The 20,043-nt window shown below is 53.3% G+C and carries 19 protein-coding genes; 17 read left to right on the top strand and 2 right to left on the bottom strand.

Annotated features, from left to right (window positions below; all coding sequences use genetic code 11):
• Positions 1-123 precede the first annotated feature (123 nt).
• The 16 genes from ACE41H_RS03945 (at position 124) to ACE41H_RS03870 (ending at position 17,733) form a co-directional block, all read left to right on the top strand.
• Positions 124-1,410 carry a CCA tRNA nucleotidyltransferase gene (locus ACE41H_RS03945; protein WP_375353490.1) on the top strand — a complete coding sequence of 429 codons (1,287 nt, stop codon included), beginning with the start codon at positions 124-126 and terminating at the stop codon, positions 1,408-1,410.
• Positions 1,397-2,374: a biotin--[acetyl-CoA-carboxylase] ligase gene (locus ACE41H_RS03940; protein WP_375353489.1), complete on the top strand. Its 978-nt coding sequence runs from the start codon at positions 1,397-1,399 to the stop codon at positions 2,372-2,374. Before ACE41H_RS03945 ends, ACE41H_RS03940 begins: the two co-directional genes overlap by 14 nt.
• A 276-nt stretch (positions 2,375-2,650) precedes the next feature.
• Entirely contained in the window at positions 2,651-3,523 is an 873-nt protein-coding gene (gene panB, locus ACE41H_RS03935; RefSeq protein WP_375353488.1) for a 3-methyl-2-oxobutanoate hydroxymethyltransferase, read from the top strand.
• Positions 3,520-4,422, top strand: a complete 903-nt coding sequence (panC, locus tag ACE41H_RS03930; protein ID WP_375353487.1) for a pantoate--beta-alanine ligase — start codon at positions 3,520-3,522, stop codon at positions 4,420-4,422. Before panB ends, panC begins: the two co-directional genes overlap by 4 nt.
• Positions 4,415-4,798 (top strand): aspartate 1-decarboxylase, encoded by a 384-nt coding sequence (gene panD, locus ACE41H_RS03925; RefSeq protein ID WP_375353486.1) that lies wholly within the window; start codon positions 4,415-4,417, stop codon positions 4,796-4,798. The genes panC and panD overlap by 8 nt, the downstream gene beginning before the upstream one ends.
• Positions 4,799-4,908: 110 nt before the next feature.
• A complete protein-coding gene (locus ACE41H_RS03920; RefSeq protein ID WP_375353484.1) occupies positions 4,909-5,559 on the top strand; it encodes a hypothetical protein in 651 nt (216 codons plus the stop codon).
• Between the two features lie 163 nt (positions 5,560-5,722).
• On the top strand, positions 5,723-8,584 hold the full coding sequence (gene dinG / locus ACE41H_RS03915) for an ATP-dependent DNA helicase DinG, 3'-5' exoribonuclease type (RefSeq protein WP_375353483.1): 2,862 nt from the start codon (positions 5,723-5,725) through the stop codon (positions 8,582-8,584).
• Between the two features lie 43 nt (positions 8,585-8,627).
• The gene (locus ACE41H_RS03910; protein ID WP_375353482.1) at positions 8,628-9,281 is read left to right on the top strand and encodes a redox-sensing transcriptional repressor Rex; all 654 of its coding nucleotides are present in this window, start codon (positions 8,628-8,630) and stop codon (positions 9,279-9,281) included.
• Positions 9,268-10,569 carry an amidohydrolase gene (locus ACE41H_RS03905; RefSeq protein WP_375353607.1) on the top strand — a complete coding sequence of 434 codons (1,302 nt, stop codon included), beginning with the start codon at positions 9,268-9,270 and terminating at the stop codon, positions 10,567-10,569. The genes ACE41H_RS03910 and ACE41H_RS03905 overlap by 14 nt, the downstream gene beginning before the upstream one ends.
• Positions 10,570-10,600: 31 nt before the next feature.
• Positions 10,601-11,131 carry a cell wall elongation regulator TseB-like domain-containing protein gene (locus tag ACE41H_RS03900; protein WP_375353481.1) on the top strand — a complete coding sequence of 177 codons (531 nt, stop codon included), beginning with the start codon at positions 10,601-10,603 and terminating at the stop codon, positions 11,129-11,131.
• Positions 11,132-11,413: 282 nt separating this feature from the next.
• A complete protein-coding gene (locus ACE41H_RS03895; protein ID WP_375353480.1) occupies positions 11,414-11,947 on the top strand; it encodes a hypothetical protein in 534 nt (177 codons plus the stop codon).
• Positions 11,940-13,442, top strand: a complete 1,503-nt coding sequence (locus ACE41H_RS03890) for an AAA family ATPase (protein ID WP_375353479.1) — start codon at positions 11,940-11,942, stop codon at positions 13,440-13,442. Before ACE41H_RS03895 ends, ACE41H_RS03890 begins: the two co-directional genes overlap by 8 nt.
• A gap of 135 nt (positions 13,443-13,577) precedes the next feature.
• Positions 13,578-14,450: a 3-hydroxyacyl-CoA dehydrogenase family protein gene (locus tag ACE41H_RS03885; RefSeq protein WP_375353478.1), complete on the top strand. Its 873-nt coding sequence runs from the start codon at positions 13,578-13,580 to the stop codon at positions 14,448-14,450.
• On the top strand, positions 14,447-15,643 hold the full coding sequence (locus tag ACE41H_RS03880) for an acetate/propionate family kinase (RefSeq protein WP_375353477.1): 1,197 nt from the start codon (positions 14,447-14,449) through the stop codon (positions 15,641-15,643). Before ACE41H_RS03885 ends, ACE41H_RS03880 begins: the two co-directional genes overlap by 4 nt.
• A gap of 86 nt (positions 15,644-15,729) precedes the next feature.
• A complete protein-coding gene (gene asnS, locus ACE41H_RS03875; RefSeq protein ID WP_375353476.1) occupies positions 15,730-17,025 on the top strand; it encodes an asparagine--tRNA ligase in 1,296 nt (431 codons plus the stop codon).
• Positions 17,026-17,028: 3 nt separating this feature from the next.
• Positions 17,029-17,733, top strand: coding sequence for a DnaD domain protein (locus ACE41H_RS03870; protein ID WP_375353475.1), 705 nt, complete (start codon positions 17,029-17,031; stop codon positions 17,731-17,733).
• Between the two features lie 78 nt (positions 17,734-17,811).
• Here ACE41H_RS03870 and ACE41H_RS03865 read toward each other — a convergent pair whose 3' ends face one another.
• Together ACE41H_RS03865 and ACE41H_RS03860 are read right to left on the bottom strand one after the other, a co-directional pair.
• Positions 17,812-18,744: a TIGR03943 family putative permease subunit gene (locus tag ACE41H_RS03865; protein ID WP_375353606.1), complete on the bottom strand. Its 933-nt coding sequence runs from the start codon at positions 18,742-18,744 to the stop codon at positions 17,812-17,814.
• A gap of 15 nt (positions 18,745-18,759) precedes the next feature.
• Entirely contained in the window at positions 18,760-19,761 is a 1,002-nt protein-coding gene (locus ACE41H_RS03860; protein WP_375353474.1) for a permease, read from the bottom strand.
• A gap of 89 nt (positions 19,762-19,850) precedes the next feature.
• On the opposite strand from ACE41H_RS03860, the gene ACE41H_RS03855 reads away from it, so the two are divergent.
• On the top strand, positions 19,851-20,039 hold the full coding sequence (locus ACE41H_RS03855) for a hypothetical protein (RefSeq protein WP_375353473.1): 189 nt from the start codon (positions 19,851-19,853) through the stop codon (positions 20,037-20,039).
• The last annotated feature ends 4 nt before the right edge of the window (positions 20,040-20,043 follow it).

Here is a 20,043-nt window from a genome sequence, read left to right as displayed (position 1 = left end):
TCCGCTCCTCAGTCCCTAGCTTCATCCAACCTTCTCGGTGCTGAAAACCTGACTTTTTGAACACTCACTATTAGTGCAAACGCGTCTGTTTTTGCGGATTACAGCAGTAAAGGTGGAAAGGCTATGAACAGTTGGCGTTACGCGGATCCGGATATGGCTCTGGAAGCCGGGCAGGTCCTTGACCGGCTGATCAGCGCCGGGCATGAAGCCTATTGGGTCGGCGGCTGTGTACGTGATGAACTGCTCGGACGCTCCATCCAGGATATGGACCTGACAACATCGGCAGTGCCTGATGAGGTGGTTGGGCTGTTTGACAACGTCATACCGACAGGGATTCAGCACGGTACGGTAACGGTCATCTCGGGCGGCTTTTCCTTCGAGGTGACAACCTTCCGGACCGAATCCGGTTACGAGGATCATCGCCGCCCACAGGATGTCAGGTTTGTGAAAGATATAAGGGAAGACCTGCGGCGCCGGGATTTTACGATGAATGCGATGGCGCTGACGAGGGATGGAAAGCTTGTGGACCCGTTCGGCGGCGAAGCCGATATTCGAAGCTGTCTCATCCGCTGTGTTGGTGCGGCGGATGAGCGGTTTGAGGAAGATGCGCTGCGGATGCTCCGCTGCATACGGTTTGCCGCTGTCTTTGGCTTCCGCATCGCGCCAGCGACCTGGAAGGCTCTGCTGCGCAAAAGGCATCTGCTGCGCTTTATTGCCATGGAGCGGGTGCGGACCGAGATGGAGAAAATCATGAAAGGCCCTGATCCGCTGCGCGGACTGGAGCTGCTGCGCAGAAGCGGCCTGTTGTCCAGCACAAAGGCGGCAACGCCCTGGCAGAGCATTCCCGCTCATTCCCTTGGCAGGCTGCATAACCTTCCTGAACAACAGCGCTGGGAGCTGCTTTTGCTGGCAGGAAGCTTTGCGCCGGAACAGGCGGCTGCCATGCTGCGGGACTGGACGTTCTCCAACGCTTTCCGGACCCGCATGCTGCGGCTGCTGGAATGGGAGAAAGCGGTCGCAACTGTTCCGCCATCTGTCTCTGATGAAAGGGAGCTGCGGCGGCTGTGGATTTCGTGGCTGCTCCGGTGGGGAAGGGAATCAGCTGAGGATTGGCTCGCTGTTAACGGAGCCCTGCCACCTGACTACAGGCAGGACGCCGCTTCCTGGAGGGTGGCGGAAGTGCTGGCAGCCAAGGGCAAGGAATGGACAGACCACACTGAAATCCTACAAATGAAGGATTTGGACATTACGGGCAATGATCTGCTGGCGGTGCTGAACCGGCGGGGCGGGCCGTGGCTGGGCAGGGTGATGGACCGCCTTCTGCTGGCTGCGGCCTGCGGGGACATCAGAAACGAAAAGGAAATGCTGATTGAGGAAGCAAAGCGGGTGACGGAAGTTGAAGAAGCATGAGCTGTTGTTGAATATGCTTGAGGAAGCAGGTGCTTCCCCTGTATCCGGCGAGGAAGTCAGCCGGATGCTGAACGTAAGCAGAACGGCAGTATGGAAGCATGTGAATAAGCTGCGGGAGCTTGGTTATGTTATTGAGGCATCACCGCGGCTGGGTTATACGCTTGCGGCGAAGCCGGACAAGCTGAATGCCGACAAACTGTCAGAGGTGATCCGGACGCAGTCGTTCGGACGGCGTCTGCATCTGCTCGATACGACGGTGTCGACCCAGGGGGATGCGATGCGCCTGGCGGAGCAGGGAGCGCCTGAAGGCACGCTGGTGGTGTCCGAGGAGCAGACCGGAGGGCGTGGAAGACAAGGGCGTAAATTTTTTTCCCCGCCCCGCAAAGGGGTATGGATGAGCGTCATTCTGCGTCCGCAGCAGCCGTTGCAGTATACGCCGCAGCTTACGCTGTTGGCCGGTGTGGCTGTATGCCGGGCTGTAAGGCGTGTAGCGGGGGTCGAGGCATTTATCAAATGGCCGAACGATCTGCTGGTGGACGGCCGTAAAGTATGCGGCATCCTGCTTGAATCGGCGGTCGAGGATCAGAGGATCCGCTACTGCATCGCGGGGATCGGGATTGATGTCAACCTGGACGCCGAGGATTATCCTGAAGAGCTGAGGGCTATAGCCACATCGCTGAAGGAAGCGGCCGGAGCGCCTGTTGACCGAACCGCTTTGATCGCGGCTGTCATGGAGGAACTGGAGAGCCTGTATATGCTGTATGGTCAGGAGGGATTCAAGCCCATCGGCGTATTGTGGGAGGCGCTGTCGGCCATCGTCGGCCGCAAGGTGTCCGTCAGGGACAACGGGCAGCCTGTTGAAGGGATTGCGGAAGGGCTGGATGCTGCGGGAGCGCTGCTTGTCCGGCGCAGTGACGGGAGTCTGGCGACGGTCTTTTCCGGAGACATTCAAATTAATCAGTGAAAAATTTGATTCAATTTGTTATACTTTGCTGGAGGCGGTATCGGCTTGTTCCGAACTGCACTCCAGGGCAGGTTGCCCGCAAACTTGACCATCATAGCGCTTCATTGCTGGCTACGTTGGATTCTGCTCTGAGCCGAACAGGACCGAGACAGAAGGGACGATCGCGAGTGACTCTTTTTTGGCTGTTCGGACCTTTTCGACGCATATCCGAGATGAGATGCGTCTGCAAAAAGGTTTTTTTGTGTTTGTCCAAAAAAGAAGAAGGGAGCCACAAGGATGGCAAAACAGGCGCTAAACATTGTGAAGATGAAAAAAATGAAAGAGGAAGGCACCCCGATCAGCATGATCACCGCATACGATTACCCGTCAGCCAGACTGGCCGAAGAGGCGGGGATCGATATCATTCTCGTCGGTGATTCGCTTGGCAATGTCGTACTTGGATACGACTCCACCATTCCGGTGACACTGGATGATATGGTCTACCATACAAGAGCGGTGGCGCGTGGTGCCGAGCATACGTTTATTGTGGCAGATATGCCGTTTATGACATACCACGGGAGTATTCAGGAAAGTCTTGCCGGAATCCGCCGGCTGATGCAGGAAGGCGGAGCCCATGCCGTTAAAATGGAGGGTGGCGCTGAAATCGCTCCGGTCGTGCGGGCGGCTGTGCAGGCGGGTGTTCCAGTTCTGGGGCATATCGGACTGACCCCGCAGTCCGTCAATCAGATCGGAGGCTACCGGATTCAGGGCAAGGACGCTGCAGATGCGCGCAGACTGCTCACTGACGCCAAAGCGCTGGAAGAAGCCGGCGCGTTCGGCATTGTGCTGGAGCTGGTTACGGAGGAAGTGGCCGCTCTCATTGCCAAGGAGCTCTCCATTCCGACCATTGGCATTGGCGCCGGCCGGGGCTGTGACGGTCAGGTGCTGGTCTACCATGATGTGCTTCAATATGCGTCACCATACAGACCAAAGCGGTTTGTACAGACCTACGGAGACATTGGAACCTTGATCAAAGACAGCATCGGACGTTATGTGGCTGATGTGAAGGGACGGGTTTTTCCGGCGGAGCAGCATGTTTTTAGTGCAGATGACGGGGTAATGGATACATTATACGGAAGTCGCTCAGAAAAGGTGGAGAACAGATCATGATGATCGTCAGGGACGTCCAGCAGCTGCGTGCCGCGCTGGCTTCACGCCGGCGTGCCCCGGGCACGGGAATAGAGAAGAAGGTCGGCTTTGTCCCAACGATGGGTTATCTGCATGAGGGACATGCCAGCCTGATGCGTGCCGCCCGCGAGCAAAGCGATATCGTGGTGCTCAGCATATTCGTGAATCCTATTCAATTCGGGCCTGGCGAAGATTTTGAAAGCTATCCGCGGGACGAGGAACGGGATGCGGCGGTCGCCCGGCGTGAAGGGGTCGACATTTTGTTCATCCCAACGGTTGAAGTGATGTACCCCCAGCCCACCCGGACCAAAATCCGGGTATCCGGCCTGACAGACCGGCTGTGCGGAGCGTCGCGGCCCGGTCATTTTGACGGTGTAACGACTGTTGTCGCCAAATTGTTCAACATGGTTCAGCCGGACTACGCATTTTTCGGTATGAAGGATGCTCAGCAGGTAGCTGTTTTGCAGCAGATGGTGACTGACCTGAACATCAATGTCCAGATTGTTCCCTGCCCGATCGTACGGGAGCATGACGGACTCGCTCTCAGCTCACGCAACGTTTATTTAAGCGAAGAAGAGCGGGAGCAGGCCTTAGTATTGTCCCGTTCCTTGCGTGAAGCGCACGAAGGAATATCGCAAGGGCAAATGGCTACGGTGGGCGAGCTCCGTTCTTTTCTGGAAGCCGGCATAACCTCTGTACCACTTGCCCGCATTGATTATGTGGAAATACTGACCTTCCCGTCTCTGCAACCGCTGAAGGCTGAAGAACGGCTTGATGATATTAAGGAAGATGTTATAGCGGCGCTGGCTGTATTTTTTGGCAAAACGCGTCTGATCGACAATATGAGACTTGAAAAAGCGGAGGTCCTTTCCCATGTTTAGAACGATGATGAAGTCCAAAATTCATCGCGCGACCGTAACGGAAGCCAATTTGAATTATGTGGGCAGCATTACGATCGATGAAAGCCTGATGGAAGCGGCGGATCTGCTGGAGAATGAAAAGGTGCAGATCGTCAATAATAACAACGGGGCGCGTCTGGAGACTTATGTGATCACCGGACCGCGCGGCAGCGGCGTCATCTGCCTGAACGGGGCCGCGGCCCGTCTTGTTCAGCCCGAGGATACTATCATTATTATTTCTTATGCAGCCATGACCAATGAAGAAGCCAGGACCTATAAACCGACCGTCGTATTTGTGGACGGGGACAACCGTCCGATACAGACGATGCAGAAGGAAACACATGCGACGGTCATGTAATCGATGGGAGTGCGGATGAAAAGAGCTCTTTGGGCGAAAAATGTGACTGTACACTCATGGCGCTTAAAGCCGCAGGCCAGCAATGGCCGCAGTGGAGGAATCATTTTTCCATGAAGGGTGGGATGCACAATATGCTCCGGCATGTATTCGCAGAAATGAACGGCATGTTAGATGAAATTGTGAAGCAATACCCTTCGGCTCAAGGACCCCGCAAGGAAGAGCTCCTCCAAAAATGGAACCTGCTCCGTCGCATGAGTGATTCCATTATGGATGAGTGGCTGGCTTTTGAAGAGAAAATGGGAAAACTGGTCGGAAGCGGAATATTGCAATCCGCCGATGATGCGCCCATGTTACCCGAAATGGGCCATGAAGCGTTTATCCGTGGCCAGGGCTATTACAGACTGATGATGTACCCGGAGGCGCTTGCCCAGTTTGGAGAGGTTGCCGAATTTTATCCTCAAAGCCTGCTGATCCAAATGTACGCGGCCATGTCGCATATGCATTTGAATCAGCTGGAGGAAGCGGAATCGTTGTTTCATTATTCCCTTGGCCTGACAGAGAGCGGTCAGATCAAGGCGGCTATTTATAATGCTCTCGGCTGCGTACGGGCGAAAAAGAATCAACCCGAGCAGGCTGTGCAGCATTTTATGCTGGCGCTGCAGCTTGATCCTGCGCTGAATGAAGCGCGCCATAATATGGAGACATACCGCTCGGACCCCGGGCGACTGCGCTACAGCAGCCATTTCATGGCCTATATGTGAAACGTAACGCCTAATGAGCGATGCCTGCGTGCATCGCTTTTTGCTTGTTTCATGTTCAAAGAGCCCATCTTCTGATATGCTGTATGTATTACAGACCGGGTTATCCCACCCGGTTCATTGTTTCAAATAAACTCAAAGACTGAATGAGGGGATCAGGCTCAAGATGAAGTTTGCCGTATTGGATTTTGAAACGACAGGAACCCAGTCTGCCGATGATATCATTCAGGTCGGACTGGCTATTATAGATCATGATTACAGCATTTCACAGGTATATGCTTCCTATGTCAATCCGGGAAGGCCGATTCCGCCCTTTATTACGGGATTAACGGGCATCACGGACGCGGATGTAGAGAACGGTCCTTCTCTGGAGGACATGATGGTCGAACTTGTCCCCCTGCTGAATGATGTTGTGCTCGTTGGACATAACGTCGCATTTGACTTTAACTTTTTGCAAAATGCCCTTGACCGCTGCGGATACTTGCCTTTCAGCGGGCGTATTCTGGATACGATGGACTTTCTCAAGATTCTGTTTCCGTCCTTATCCTCCTATCAGCTGGGCTTTGTCGCGGCCGATTTCGGGATCGTTCATGACCGTCCGCACCAGGCGGACAGCGACGCGCTTGTTACGGCTGAGGTATTTCTCAAATGCCTTGATGAGTTGAATGCCCTCCCGGTTCTTGCCGTACAGAGGCTTAGTGATTTGTTCGCGGAGGAGGACAGCGACCTGGCCTGGTTTTTCGACGGAATCAGGGAGCAGAAGGAAAGAGAGCCGGTGCAGGAGCTGGAGGGGCATACGTATTACCGCCAGTTTGCCCTTAAAGTGGATGACTGGACGGATATTGAGCCGCCACGCAGCGAGCCTGGCGATAATCCGTTGTCAGGCGTGAGCTTTGACGAGTACATGGAGCAAGTGCAGGAGCGGCTGCGGACGTCCCTATCCCATTACGAGGCGCGGGAGTCGCAGAACCAGATGATCGAGAGCGTCATGACGGCGCTCAGTGAAGAGAAACATTTGCTCATTGAGGCTGGAACCGGTACGGGGAAATCACTTGGATATATGCTCCCCTCGCTGTATCACAGCGTCAGGAACGGGGAAAAAGTGATGATCAGCACCCACACCATCAACCTGCAGGAGCAGCTGCGGGAAAGGGATATTCCGCTGCTCACACGCGCGGTCCCGTTTCCTTTCCGGGCGGCCGTGTTCAAGGGCAGGGGCCATTATTTGTGTCTGCGTAAATTTGAACATAAAATAAACAGAAGAGATTTCGTAACCCCGAAGGAAGATTTGCTCACAGCTGCACAGATGATAGTGTGGCTTGCGCAAACCGAAACCGGGGATGATGAGGAACTGAACCTCGGCAGCCGTGGCGGGGACTTCTGGGAAACGGTGGCCAGCGACTCCGACTCCTGCCTTGGCAGACAATGCCCATGGTTCCGCAAATGTTATTACCATAGAGCACGCCAGGAAGCCGGAACCGCAGATGTTGTGGTCACCAACCACTCCAAGCTGTTCACGGATGTCAAAGCCAGCCATCAACTGCTTCCCGCATATGAGCATCTGATTATTGACGAGGCGCATCATCTGGAAGAGGTGGCAGGCAAGCATCTGGGCATGCATATGAAATATTTCACGTTCGTCCATGCGCTGACCCGTTTGTTCAAGGACAGCAAGAACGGGCAGCTGCCCGTCCTGCGCCAGCAGCTTATGTCTTCCGGGCACGAGAAGGCCACGGAATGGGCGTATGTGATCGACAGCCTGTATCCGGCGATGGTGGAGGTTAAGGAGACCTGGGATAAGCTCAGCGATATGCTTTTCGGCATGCTGCCTGAACGGAGTGACGCTCCCCCGGGGGAGACCGGACAGTTCTCGGCTCGTCTCAAGCCTTCCGATAAACCAAAGGGTTGGACGGAGGCGGAGCAACTGGAAAATCAGATTTATGTTGCGCTTGGCGAGATCGTCCGCAAGGGAGACAAAATGTTGCAGGAAATCAAGGACGAGCAGGACGATTACGGTTCCGAGAGTCTGGTAACCGATATTACAGGGCTGGTTAAAGATTTGGCTGCCTTCCGTGACAGCCTGCGCTTTTTTATCAAAATGGATGATCTGACCACTGTATACTGGCTTGAAGCCAGCGGCCAATTTAAAGGGAAATCGTTGCAGTTTTACGCCGTGCCGGTGGATGTCAGCCAGCAGTTGAAGGAGATGTTTTTTGACAAGAAAAAAAGCGTTGTGCTCACCTCCGCAACCTTGTCCGTAGACAAATCATTCCAATATATGATCGACCAGCTCGGTCTTCAGGAGGCTGCGGAGGAGGGCGGTCTGCTTACCTCCCTGCTGCCTTCCCCGTTCAACTATCGGGAGCAGGCGCTGCTTGTCATCCCGCGGGATTTTCCGAGCGTAAAAGGAAGCGTGGGGGACGCCAGGTTCGTGGACATGCTCGTGGACTCGCTCCGCAGCGCGGCTGAGGTAACTCAGGGACGGATGCTTGTCCTCTTTACCTCGTACCGGATGCTCAAGCAGGTATACGAGCCGCTGAAGGAGGCGCTTGCTTCGAGTAAAATTACGGTGCTGGGGCAGGGTATGGATAGCGGCAGCCGCAGCAAGCTGACACGAAGGTTTCAGGAAGCCAAGGCGTCCGTGCTGCTCGGTACAAGCAGCTTCTGGGAGGGTGTCGATATTCCCGGAGAGGCTTTGACCTGTCTGGCTATTGTCAGACTGCCTTTTCAGCCGCCGAACAGCCCGTTGCTGGAGGCGAAGAGCGAACTGCTCCAGGAGCAGAAGAAGAACCCGTTCATGAAACTGTCCGTGCCGCAGGCGGTCATCCGCTTCAAGCAGGGCTTCGGACGCCTCGTCCGTACGGCCAAGGACCGTGGAGTAGTCATCGTGTATGATACCCGTGTCATCGAATCTTATTACGGAAAGCACTTCCTCTACTCACTGCCGGGACCGAAAATAGAGCATATGCAGACCGAGCAGATGGTGCCCCGGATTTCCGAATGGCTTCATACGGAAGCGGGCAGCTAAGCTCATTACGATTCATTAGTCCGTGAATTTAGGAGGATTATGCATGAAAGCAGATAAAATATCCGAAGCTGTGGTGCGCAGGCTGCCCGTCTACCTGCGCTACCTGAACGAGCTTCATAAACGGGAGGTCACCACGGTTTCATCCCAGGAGCTGGGGCAGAAGCTGGACCTGAATCCGGCGCAGATCCGCAAGGACCTGGCTTATTTCGGTGATTTCGGACGCAAGGGAATCGGCTACGATGTGATGTATCTGATCGATAAAATACGCCATATACTCAAAATAGACCAGCAAATCAACGTTGCGCTGGTGGGGGCTGGTAATCTCGGGCAGGCGCTGTCCAATTACAACGCTTATTTAAAGGATAATATGAAAATCGTGGCAGTCTTCGATTCCTCGCCAGCCAAGATCGGGCGGCAAATCAACACCCTGACCGTGCAGCCGATGGAGGAGCTGAGAGATACGGTCAGAAAGCTGCACATCCGGATCGGCATTATCACTGTACCGGATTTTGAAGCCCAGCATGTGGCTGACGAGATGATCGGGAGCGGGATAGAGGCGATTCTGAATTTTGCGCCAACTATCATCAAAGCCCCTGCGCATATTCGCATTCATGCGACGGACTTTACGACAGACCTGCTGAGCCTGGCCTATTACCTGGAGAACGGAAAGGATGACAATGAAGATGACGACCAATAAATGGCTGATAAAAAATGGGGCATATGCGGTGAACCGTGATGAAAAAGCGGTTGTCCACGGCTACATGATCATTGAAGACAGCCGGATCACCTATATCGGAGAAGAGCTGCCCGCAGGAGAGGAAGCCACAGAGGTGGTAGACGGCACAGGACTGCTTTTTCTGCCAGGTCTGATCAACACGCACGGCCATGCCGCCATGTCGCTGCTGCGCGGCTACGGAGACGATATGGTGCTGCAGGAATGGCTGCAAACGAAGATGTGGCCGATGGAAGCCAAATTCACCGCCTCGGATGTGTACTGGGGGACGTCGCTGTCTGTGCTTGAAATGCTCAAGGGAGGCACGACCGCTTTTCTGGATATGTATGACCATATGGATGAAGTGGCCAAAGTGGTCGAGCAATCCGGCATCCGCGCCAGCCTGATGCGCGGCGCCATCGGTCTATGCTCGGAAGAGGAGCAGCGTGCCAAGCTGGCGGAGGCGGTAGCCTTTGCGAAAAACTGGCACGGGCAAGCCGGCGGCCGCATTACGGCCATGATGTCTCCGCACGCGCCGTATACCTGCCCGCCAGCTTTTATTGAGCAGTTCGTGCAGGCGGCCCATGACCTCAATCTGCCGCTTCACACCCACATGTCGGAAACGGCCGCCGAGGTGGAGCAGAACGTGCGTGAATACGGTCTTCGCCCTGTTGCACATCTGGATAAGCTGGGCTTCTTCTCCCGGCCTTCCCTGGTTGCGCATGCCGTCCATTTGAATGATGAAGAGATTGCCCTGCTCGCCGAGCGCAAGGTGGCCGTTTCCCACAATCCGGGAAGCAACCTCAAGCTGGCCAGCGGTGTAGCGCGGGTGACAGACCTGCTTAAAGCGGGGGTAATCGTGTCGCTCGGAACAGATGGTCCGGCAAGCAACAACAATCTGGACATGTTCGAGGAAATGCGGTTGGCCGCTTTGATTCATAAGGGAGTTACAGGCGACCCGACGGCGGTCCCGGCGGGCGAGGCCCTGCGCATGGCTACGGAATATGGTGCGAAATCGATTGCCCTGAAGGAAGTGGGAGCGCTCGCCGCAGGCAACAAGGCCGATTTTATTGCCCTGAATATGGATCAGCCGCATTTTCTGCCGAAAACGGATTTGGTTTCCCATGCTGTGTACTCGGCCAGCGCCAAGGATGTTCTGCACGTCTGGGTGGACGGCCGTCAGGTTGTCAAGAACGGTGAATGCCTGACCATGGATGAGGAGCGGATCAAGCACGAAGCGCAAGCGGCGTTTACCGGCTTGCTCTCTCGCTGATCAAACCACACCATCGGAAAGGAAGCTTGGATTGAAAAACAGAAAAACGATGATCGCCTATGCGGTGTTTATTTTCATCCTGCTGTTGCTCGCCCTTTACTTGTACTATTCCTATGTAACCCAGGGGCAGAAACAGGAGGAGAGCGACGCCATTCTGAAAGCGAAACAGACAGCGGGGCTGGCCGCAACGGATAAGACGTGGAAAAGCGTGTGGACCGAAACCTATTGGGTGGTGGAAGGCACGGATGCCGAAAACAGAAAGATCATGGTATGGGTGCCTTTTCAAAGGGTAGAGGACGGGGCGGACATCCCGCAGCAGGGAACCCAGGGCGTGCACAGTGAGCTGCTGCAAAACGGAGTAAGCGAGGAGCAGATTCGCACAGCCATCATATCCGCAAATCCCGATCTTGAGATTGTGCGTCTGCTGCCCGGTGTTTTTAACGGGGAATATGTCTGGCAGTTGTTCTATAAAAGCAACAACAGCTATTTTTATCAATTTTACAAATTTGCGGACGGAAGTCCGGTAGGCACTCCTTTTCAACTTCCCAATACCCTTCAGTGACGGAGGGCGCATGAAACCTGATCATATGTGAGCGGAATCGCTCCGGCTGCGGCTGGAGCCTTTTTGCATATTTCTGATTAAAATATCCGTTTGTGAAAAATATTACATATCTTATAAACTGTTCAAACTTTGCCTTCGAAATATGATATACGATATAATATATTCAAGCTTATACTAGTGATAGAGCGATAGGTTAACAAGGCTCATTTTTTACTTTACGGTTCAAAAAAAAGTCCCAATACGTTTCTGCTGGCATTTCATGATCGAGAGGAGGGCGTTTTTTTGAAACTTCGTATTTTGCCTATAGCTTTAACGGCGATCATAACAGCTTCCGTGCTGTTCGGCGGATGGTTCTTGTACCGTCATATGGCGATTCAGAATCCGCTTCAGCAGGTAGTGACTCAATATCCGGGCGTTTCCAGCGCTCAAATAGCGATTAAACAGGATGAAGTCGTTTTGAAACTTGTGCTGCAACCGGATGCGGATCTGCGTGGTCTGGTACAGCAGGTCAAGAAAGAAGGCCAGTCCATTATCGGCAGCCGCCAGTTAAAGATGGACATCCAGGACCGCTCCAGCGTACAGCTGGATAAGTGGTGGTCACAGGCCATGTTCCCGATTGCCGAAGCGATGGAAAATAAAAAGTACACGCAAATCCCGGCAACGCTGGAATCGCTGGAGCAGAAGGACTCCAAGGTACAGACCCAGACTGAAATGGACGATCAGAACGTCTATATAAGACTGAAGGAAGGACAAGCCAGCAAATTTATTATTCTGCCGCGCGAGCCGGAAACGATGGGAGTGTGGCCTAATGCCTAGATGGGTGAAGGAAATGCTGATCGGCATCGTGCCGGTCCTGGTGATTTTTCTTGTTTTTATCGGGTTTAATGTAGTGCCGCTTGTTATTGCGGTGGCGGTGCTGGGCGGACTGATGCTGCTGCTGCATATGCGCGGCGGATTGGCGGTCGGAGCGGGCCAGGAACGCAAGCGCAAGAAAATCGGGTCGACCGGGCTGACCTTTGAGCAGATCGGCGGCCAGGAGAGCGCCAAGCAGGAGCTCCAGGAGGCGCTTGATTTCCTGATCCGCCATGAAGAAATTTCGAAATTCGGCATCCGTCCCTTAAAGGGCATTCTGCTCACCGGACCTCCCGGAACGGGTAAAACCCTGATGGCCAAAGCCGCAGCCCAGTATACCAATTCAGTATTTGTGGCGGCTGCTGGCAGTGAGTTTGTTGAAATGTACGTAGGCGTAGGCGCGAGCAGGATCCGTGAGCTGTTCCGGGACGCCAGAGCGAGGGCCGCCAAGGAAAAAAAGGAAAATGCCATTATTTTCATCGATGAAATTGATGTCATTGGCGGCAAACGCGAAGGCGGCCAGCAGCGTGAATACGACCAGACACTGAACCAGCTGCTGACCGAGATGGACGGAATTTATTCGTCAGACACTCCGCGCATCCTGCTGATTGCGGCCACTAACCGCAAGGAGATGCTGGACAGCGCGCTGCTGCGCCCGGGCCGGTTTGACCGCCATATCCAGGTCGATCTTCCTGACAAAAAGGGCAGAAAGCATATCCTTGATCTCCATGCCAAGAACAAGCCCTTGGCTGTGGAAGTGGATTTGGAAAAAATCGCCGAGGAGGCCTACGGGTTTTCCGGCGCTCAGTTGGAGAGCGTCATGAACGAGGCGGCGATCTATGCGATGCGCCAGAACCTGGACATGATCGGCCAGAACCATTTGTCCATGGCGATTGATAAAGTGATGATGGGCGAGAAAACAGACCGTGAATCGAACGAAGAAGAGAAGAAGAGAGTCGCCATCCACGAGCTGGGACATGCCATCATGGCCGAGATTGTCCGTCCAGGCAGCGTGAAGCAGGTGGCCCTCAGCCCGCGCGGCAAAGCGCTCGGTTATGTGCGCCATAACCCGCAGCAGGAGCACTATCTGTATACCAAGGATTTTCTTGAAGAACAGATTATGATTGCCCTTGCCGGTGCCGTGGCTGAAGAAATGTACTATGGTGGACGCAGCACAGGTTCCAGCAACGATTTCGAACAAGCCCTGAGCATCGTGGAAATGATGATGAAGTCCGGCCTGACGTCCTTAGGCATCATGAACATGGAGATGGTGACCAAGGAAGAGCTGATGCGTGAAAATAAAGAGCTTCTGAACGCGCTCCATGCCCGTACCAATGAGCTGCTGGAGCAGCATCGCAGCATTTTTGACAATTCTCTCGAAATCCTGTTGAAGGAAGAAACGCTGACCGGGGAGCAATTCCGGTGTCAATTTCGTGAAAACAGCCTTTTACCAGCATAAATTATGATGCTGGTATTTTTTTTTACTTTTGTTCCGTGCTAAGATATTATTATCTATTGGGTCATAAATCTGTATTTTTCGACAGCGAAGGATACAATACATCAGAGAGACCTTGAAAGGATGGAGCCAAGAACCATGCAATTTAAAAAAATCGGCGTAATTGGCGGCGGTACGATGGGGCAGGGCATCTCCGAAATGCTTGCTTCCAAAGGCATCGACGTGCTGCTGGTTGAGCAAACCCCTGCAAAACTGGACTACGCGTACGAAATGATCGAAACCAGCCTGGACAAACAGCTGGAGAAATGGGCCATTACCCAGGCGGAGAAGAAGCTGATTCTTTCCCGTATTCACAAGGTGACCCATTTTGGTGAATTGAGCGCTTGCGATATGGTCATCGAGACCATCACGGAGGATTTGGATGCGAAGAAGGAAGTGTTCAAGCAGCTTGATCAATTTTGTCCGCGAAATATTATACTTGCAAGCAATACCTCCACGCTCAGCTTGACCGAGCTCGCCAGCTCGACCATGTATCCTGAGCGTGTCATTGGCATGCACTTTATTTATCCGGTGTCCCGCATCGATCTTGTTGAAATCATCCGTGGGCTTAAAACCTCAGACGAAATTTTTGAGCATACTAAATCCTTTGTAGAGAGCTTCCTTGAGAAAAAAGGCGTCATGGTCTATGAGTCTCCGGGTTTTGTCACGAGCCGCATCATCTGTCTGCTGATCAATGAGGCTGCGCATGTGCTGCAGGAGGGCGTAGCCTCTGCTCAGGATATTGATGACGCGATGCGGATCGGCTACAACTTCCAGCACGGGCCGCTCGAAATGGCCGACCGTTTCGGTCTTGATTCCGTACTGGCCGCGCTTGAGCGCATGTTCCGTGAGTTCGGCGAATTGAAATACCGTCCGTCCATCGTCCTGAAGAAAATGGTGCGTGCCGGCAATCTCGGTGTAAAAACAGGCGAAGGCTTCTTCAAGTACGACAAGGATGGTGACCGTTTATGAAAATTTTGGTAATCAATGCAGGCAGCTCTTCCCTGAAATATCAGCTGTATGATATGACGGATGAGTCTGTGCTCGCCAAAGGGCTTGTGGAACGGATCGGTATGGATTCCTCCATTCTGACACACAAACCGACCAATAAAAACGAAATGACAGAAGTCAGCGAGATTTTGGAGCATACCACAGCGATCCGCAAAGTATTGAACGCACTGGTGGACAAGGAGCACGGGGTCATCGGCAGCATCGATGAAATCGATGCTGTTGGGCACCGTGTCGTGCACGGCGGCGAGTCGTTTAAAGAATCCGCTGTCGTTACCGAAGAAGCGAAGAAGGAAATTCGCCGTCTGTTCGACCTTGCACCGCTGCATAATCCTCCTTCAATGATGGGCATCAAGGCTGCGGAAGTGAATATGCCGAACATTCCACAGGTGGTCGTATTCGATACAGCCTTCCATCAGACGATGCCGGAGAAGGCCTACATGTACGCTATCCCAAGAGTGCTGTACAACAAATATAAAGTGCGCCGTTACGGCGCACATGGCACATCCCATGATTTTGTCAGCAAGGAAGCCGCCAAATTCCTGGGCCGTCCGCTGGAGGAGCTGAAGATCATAACGTGCCACATCGGCAACGGTGCAAGTATAACAGCCGTAAAAGGCGGCGTCTCTGTCGATACGTCCATGGGGATGACTCCGCTGGAAGGCCTGATGATGGGGACACGCAGCGGCGATTTGGACCCTGCCATCGTTCCTTTTGTTATGAACAAGGAAGACTTGACGGTTAACGAAGTGAATTCGATGCTGAACAAACACAGCGGATTGCTGGCTATTTCCGGTATCAGCAGCGATATGCGTGAAATTACGGACGGCATGGAGAAAGGGGACGCTAACTCCAAGCTTGCGTTCGATATGTATACTTATCGTGTCCGCAAGTACATCGGCTCTTACGCAGCGGCCATGAACGGCGTTGACGCCATCGTGTTCACAGCCGGTGTTGGCGAGAACTCGGTCGTGCTGCGCCAGAAGGTGCTGGAGGAACTTACCTACCTGGGCGTGGAAATCGACGAGTCGCTCAATTCCATACGTTCAGGCGATCCGCGCCGCATTTCCACAGAGCAGTCCAAAGTGGAAATTCTCGTCATTCCGACAAATGAAGAACTGGTGATTGCCCGCGACACGTTCCGCCTTGTACAATAGGAACAGATATTATTAGCTATGCCTTGATCAAACAGCCTGCCCAGGGGGCAAGGCTGTTTGATTTCGGTTGCAGAGGAGAGATATATGTGGCTATAAAATGTACGATTTCCGAGGTCGGCCGCCATGTGGAGCAGACGGTTACCATTGGCGCCTGGGTCCATAACAAACGTTCCAGTGGTAAAATACAGTTCCTGCAGCTTCGTGACGGAAGCGGCTACATTCAAGGCGTTGTCGTGAAAAGCGAAGTACCGGAGCAGGTATGGGATGACGCGAAAAGCCTGACACAGGAAAGCTCCCTGTATGTGACAGGTGTGGTCCGCGAAGAACCGCGCAGCCAGTCTGGTTACGAGCTGACTGTCACAGGTGTTGAGATCATCCATCTGACAGAAAACTATCCGATCACGCCGAAGGAGCATGGCGTGGATTTTCTGATGGACCATCGTCATCTGTGGCTGCGCGCTCCGAAGCAGCGTGCGATTTTGCTGATCCGTGCGCAGATCATCCGTGCGGTGCAACAGTTCTTCGACAGCAACGGCTTCACCAAGGTGGATCCGCCGATTCTGACTCCGTCCTCTGCTGAAGGCACGACAGAGCTGTTCCATATCAAATATTTTGACGAGGACGCGTTCCTGACACAAAGCGGTCAACTCTACATGGAAGCCGCCGCCATGGCCTTGGGCAAGGTGTATTCCTTCGGCCCAACCTTCAGAGCCGAGAAGTCCAAGACGCGCCGCCACCTGATCGAATTCTGGATGATTGAGCCGGAGATGGCGTTTGTGGACCTGGAAGAGAGTCTGCGCATCCAGGAGCAGTTTGTAAGCTATGTCGTGCAATCCGTACTGGAGAACTGTCGCAAGGAGCTGGAGACGATCGGAAGAGACATCTCCAAGCTGGAGAACATCATAGGCGAGTTCCCGCGCATCACTTATGATGAAGCTATCGAATTCCTGCAAGGCCAAGGCTTCGATATTCCGTGGGGGGAAGATTTCGGGGCGCCTCATGAAACGGCCATTGCGGAAAGATACGACAAACCGGTATTCATCACCCACTATCCGGCAAGCATCAAGGCGTTTTATATGAAGCCCGACCCTAACCGCCCGGAGGTTGTGCTGTGCGCGGATATGATCGCGCCGGAAGGATACGGGGAGATTATCGGCGGCTCGCAGCGGATTGACGATCCAGCATTAATGGAACAGCGCTTTGCCGAACATAATCTGGCTAAAGAAGCTTATCAGTGGTACATGGATCTGCGCACCTACGGCACGGTTCCTCATTCCGGCTTCGGCCTCGGCCTGGAACGCACCGTCGCCTGGATTTGCGGCCTGGACCATGTCCGCGAGACGATTCCGTTCCCGCGTATGCTGTACCGTCTCTACCCTTAACCGATGAACAATCGGTTCCGTAATGAGGCGGGGCACTGGGCGGAAGGGGCCGCCTTCGCGCTGGAAGCCGGTGTTGTGCAAATTCCCTACGTTCTGCTGCGGCATTACCGCAACCTGCAATTGTCGGATGCGGAAGTAATGCTGCTAATCCAACTGCTGGCGTTCAGGCAGGCGGAGCATAATGAATTTCCGACACTGGACCAGTTGATGGAACGAATGGGCCTGTCTGCGGAAGCGCTGGGTAAAATGCTGCAAAAGCTGATGCAGGAAGGCTGGATCAGCATTGAATCCGGCTCCTATGAGCAGTCGGATGTGCAGTATGAGCGTTACCAGTTCACAGGCCTTTACCGCAAGCTGGCGGAACATCTGGCTGCTGAGCGGCGCCCGGCGGTTAGCGCAGAGCAGGACGAGGATCTGTTTTCATTGGGTTATGCTCTGGAAGGCAAGCGGAACCTGTTTACCATCTTTGAGCGGGAATTCGGCAGGCCGCTGTCTCCGATGGAGCTTGAAACGATCTCAGGCTGGGTGGATCAGGACCAGTATTCCGAGGATCTGATTCTAATGGCATTGAAGGAGTCTGTGTTTGCAGGCAAGGTCCATTTTCGCTACATCGATCGTATTTTGCTGGAATGGAGCCGCAATCGGGTGAGGAATGCGGAAGATGTGAAGGCATATACACAAAAATTTCGCACAGGCGGACGGTCATAGTAGTACGCTTAGTCTGGCTTTTATGAAAGACGCGCTTTCCATTGGAAGGCGCGTTTGTTATTTAGTCGGGATGGATGGCTACAACCGGTCAAATATGCTCAAGGCGTCTGCCTGTGTGTAAATATAAGGCGATTCGGGTTCAACTGCAGGTGTAATTTTGGCTGCGCGGATCTCCAGTCTCTCCACATCTTCATCTGTCGCCACACGCAGTATTCCTTCCACTTTGACCCAGGAATCCTTGGCCAGCTTTGGTGCATGCTCCGCCTCAACCATGATGCCGAACGGGGTGGCATCTGCAGGGCAGCACATGACCAGGAATCGTCCGATAGCAAAGATCATGCCATTCCCCATTTCCTTGTCTCTATACACAAAACCTGTAATGGATATCGGCTTCCCCTCAAACTCATGCTTATATAAATCGAGGGCCCCTATCGTCTCTGAAAATATTTTCTCATGGACGATGATTTTCGGCTGCAGATACATACGTTTGGCAAGCTCGGCAAACTCCGTATTGTATTCATCTGGTGGCATAAATCTTTCGTCCAGCGATCTCAAGACCGTTTCTTGTTCGTTCTCCATTGTCGCTTCTTGCCGCAGAGCCTGGGAGGAGTCAGCCTTTTCCTTTCGGCGAATCTCCTGACCGGGAAGTGAGTAGGACATGCCCTTCCTCGCGGCCATTTCGCTGCCCAGGGATTTGTCCGGCAGCAAGGTGCCGAGTAGAAGAGGCAGAACAAAAAGGCCGTAAACGAAGATTTTTTTGATTAAAGTATCCGGAAGGGCATGCCCACAATCGCAGAGCTCCCCGGCTCGGCCGGCAGCTGCATGGATTCCCAGCCCAAGGGCGATGAACAGCAGAGGAACAGGGCAGCACAGCAGCAGAAGCTGCATATGTGGAGCAAGATAATATTTGAGCGCATCCGTGTGGTTGAGATGCATGATGTAGACGGCCAGACCGGACAGCAGCAGTGAGCGCAGCAAATAATGCATTCGTATGGAGAAGGAAGGATTCATCAACTGCTCGCCTCCTTATGATTGAACAATACCGTTCACAGTGACGGAGCCTGCGAACACAAGCAGAATGATAAGCGCTCCAATCCCGATGACAAACCGGAGACGGAACGTGCTCAGCATCATCAGCGTACCCTTAAAGTCGAGCATGGGGCCAAGCACCAGAAAGGAAACAAGCGGTCCAACTGCAAAGGAGTGGACAAACGCCGAGGCGACAAAGGCATCTGAAGTCGAACAGAGCGAAAGTACATAGGCGAAGCCCATCATAAACCCATAAGAAAGCAGCGGCCCGCTGCCCATAGCCAGCAAGTCGTCACGGTGGATGAAGGACTGAATGGCCGCCGTCAGCAGACAGCCGATGATCAGGTATTTTCCCATATCGATCAGTTCATCCCCTGTGTGGACAAAAAAGCTAGTCCATGTTCGTTGATGACGATGATTGGACGCCTCATGCCCATGAGCCGAACGATGCTGCAAGGAGCGCTTAAGCGGGTCACTTTTGACAAAAAAGCACACAAGAAGCCCTGTGATCACCGCTACGGCGCAGGCAAGCCCAAACCGGGCCGCGACAATACCGGGCTGATCCGGAAAAGCCATCACCGTGGCGGCCAACACAATGGGGTTAATGATCGGTCCGCTCAGAATGAAAGTGATAGCAATATGCGCAGGCATCCCTTTCCGCATCAGCCGGCGTACGACCGGAATAAGCCCGCATTCGCAAATCGGAAGCAGAATGCCGAGCAGGACAGCAAACAGAACGCCTACAAATGGATTGGAGGGCATCAACCGGCGCACCCATTCCTCAGATACAAACAGCAGCACCAGCGAGGACAGCAGTACACCGGCCAGCATAAAAGGAAGAGCTTCCAGAAAAAGGCCCATAAAGATGGTTTTCATATGCTGAAGCGCACTGGATTTGAGCAATAACAGCCAATGCGGGCTAAAAATGACAATGACGGGAATGGCAAAGGCAGAGGACAGGAACAGGGGCAGCAGTTTAAAGAGCATGGTTTTTGGCATCTTCCGTCTCCTTTGCAATCGATCTTGAAGACATTGTATGCTTGTCCGCCTCAGAACAGAATACCCGTCTGGACGGAGGCTTTTTCCATATGGATGAATATACTGTTTTTGAATGTACAAAAAATAAATTGGACTGGAGGGGAGCACATGGATCAGGCGAATGGGCGGATGGAGCGGCAGCAGACGTTTTCCCGGCAAAATTTAGTGATACTCGTCTTGTTTTTGCTGCTGATCGTTATTCTTTTCGTTTTTTGACATTTGGGCACGGCAGAACATAAATAT

This window comes from Paenibacillus enshidis, assembly GCF_042136365.1.
GTDB lineage: Bacteria > Bacillota > Bacilli > Paenibacillales > Paenibacillaceae > Paenibacillus > Paenibacillus enshidis.
Note: the sequence above shows the minus strand (reverse complement) of the source record. Positions and strands in the feature narration are given on the sequence as shown.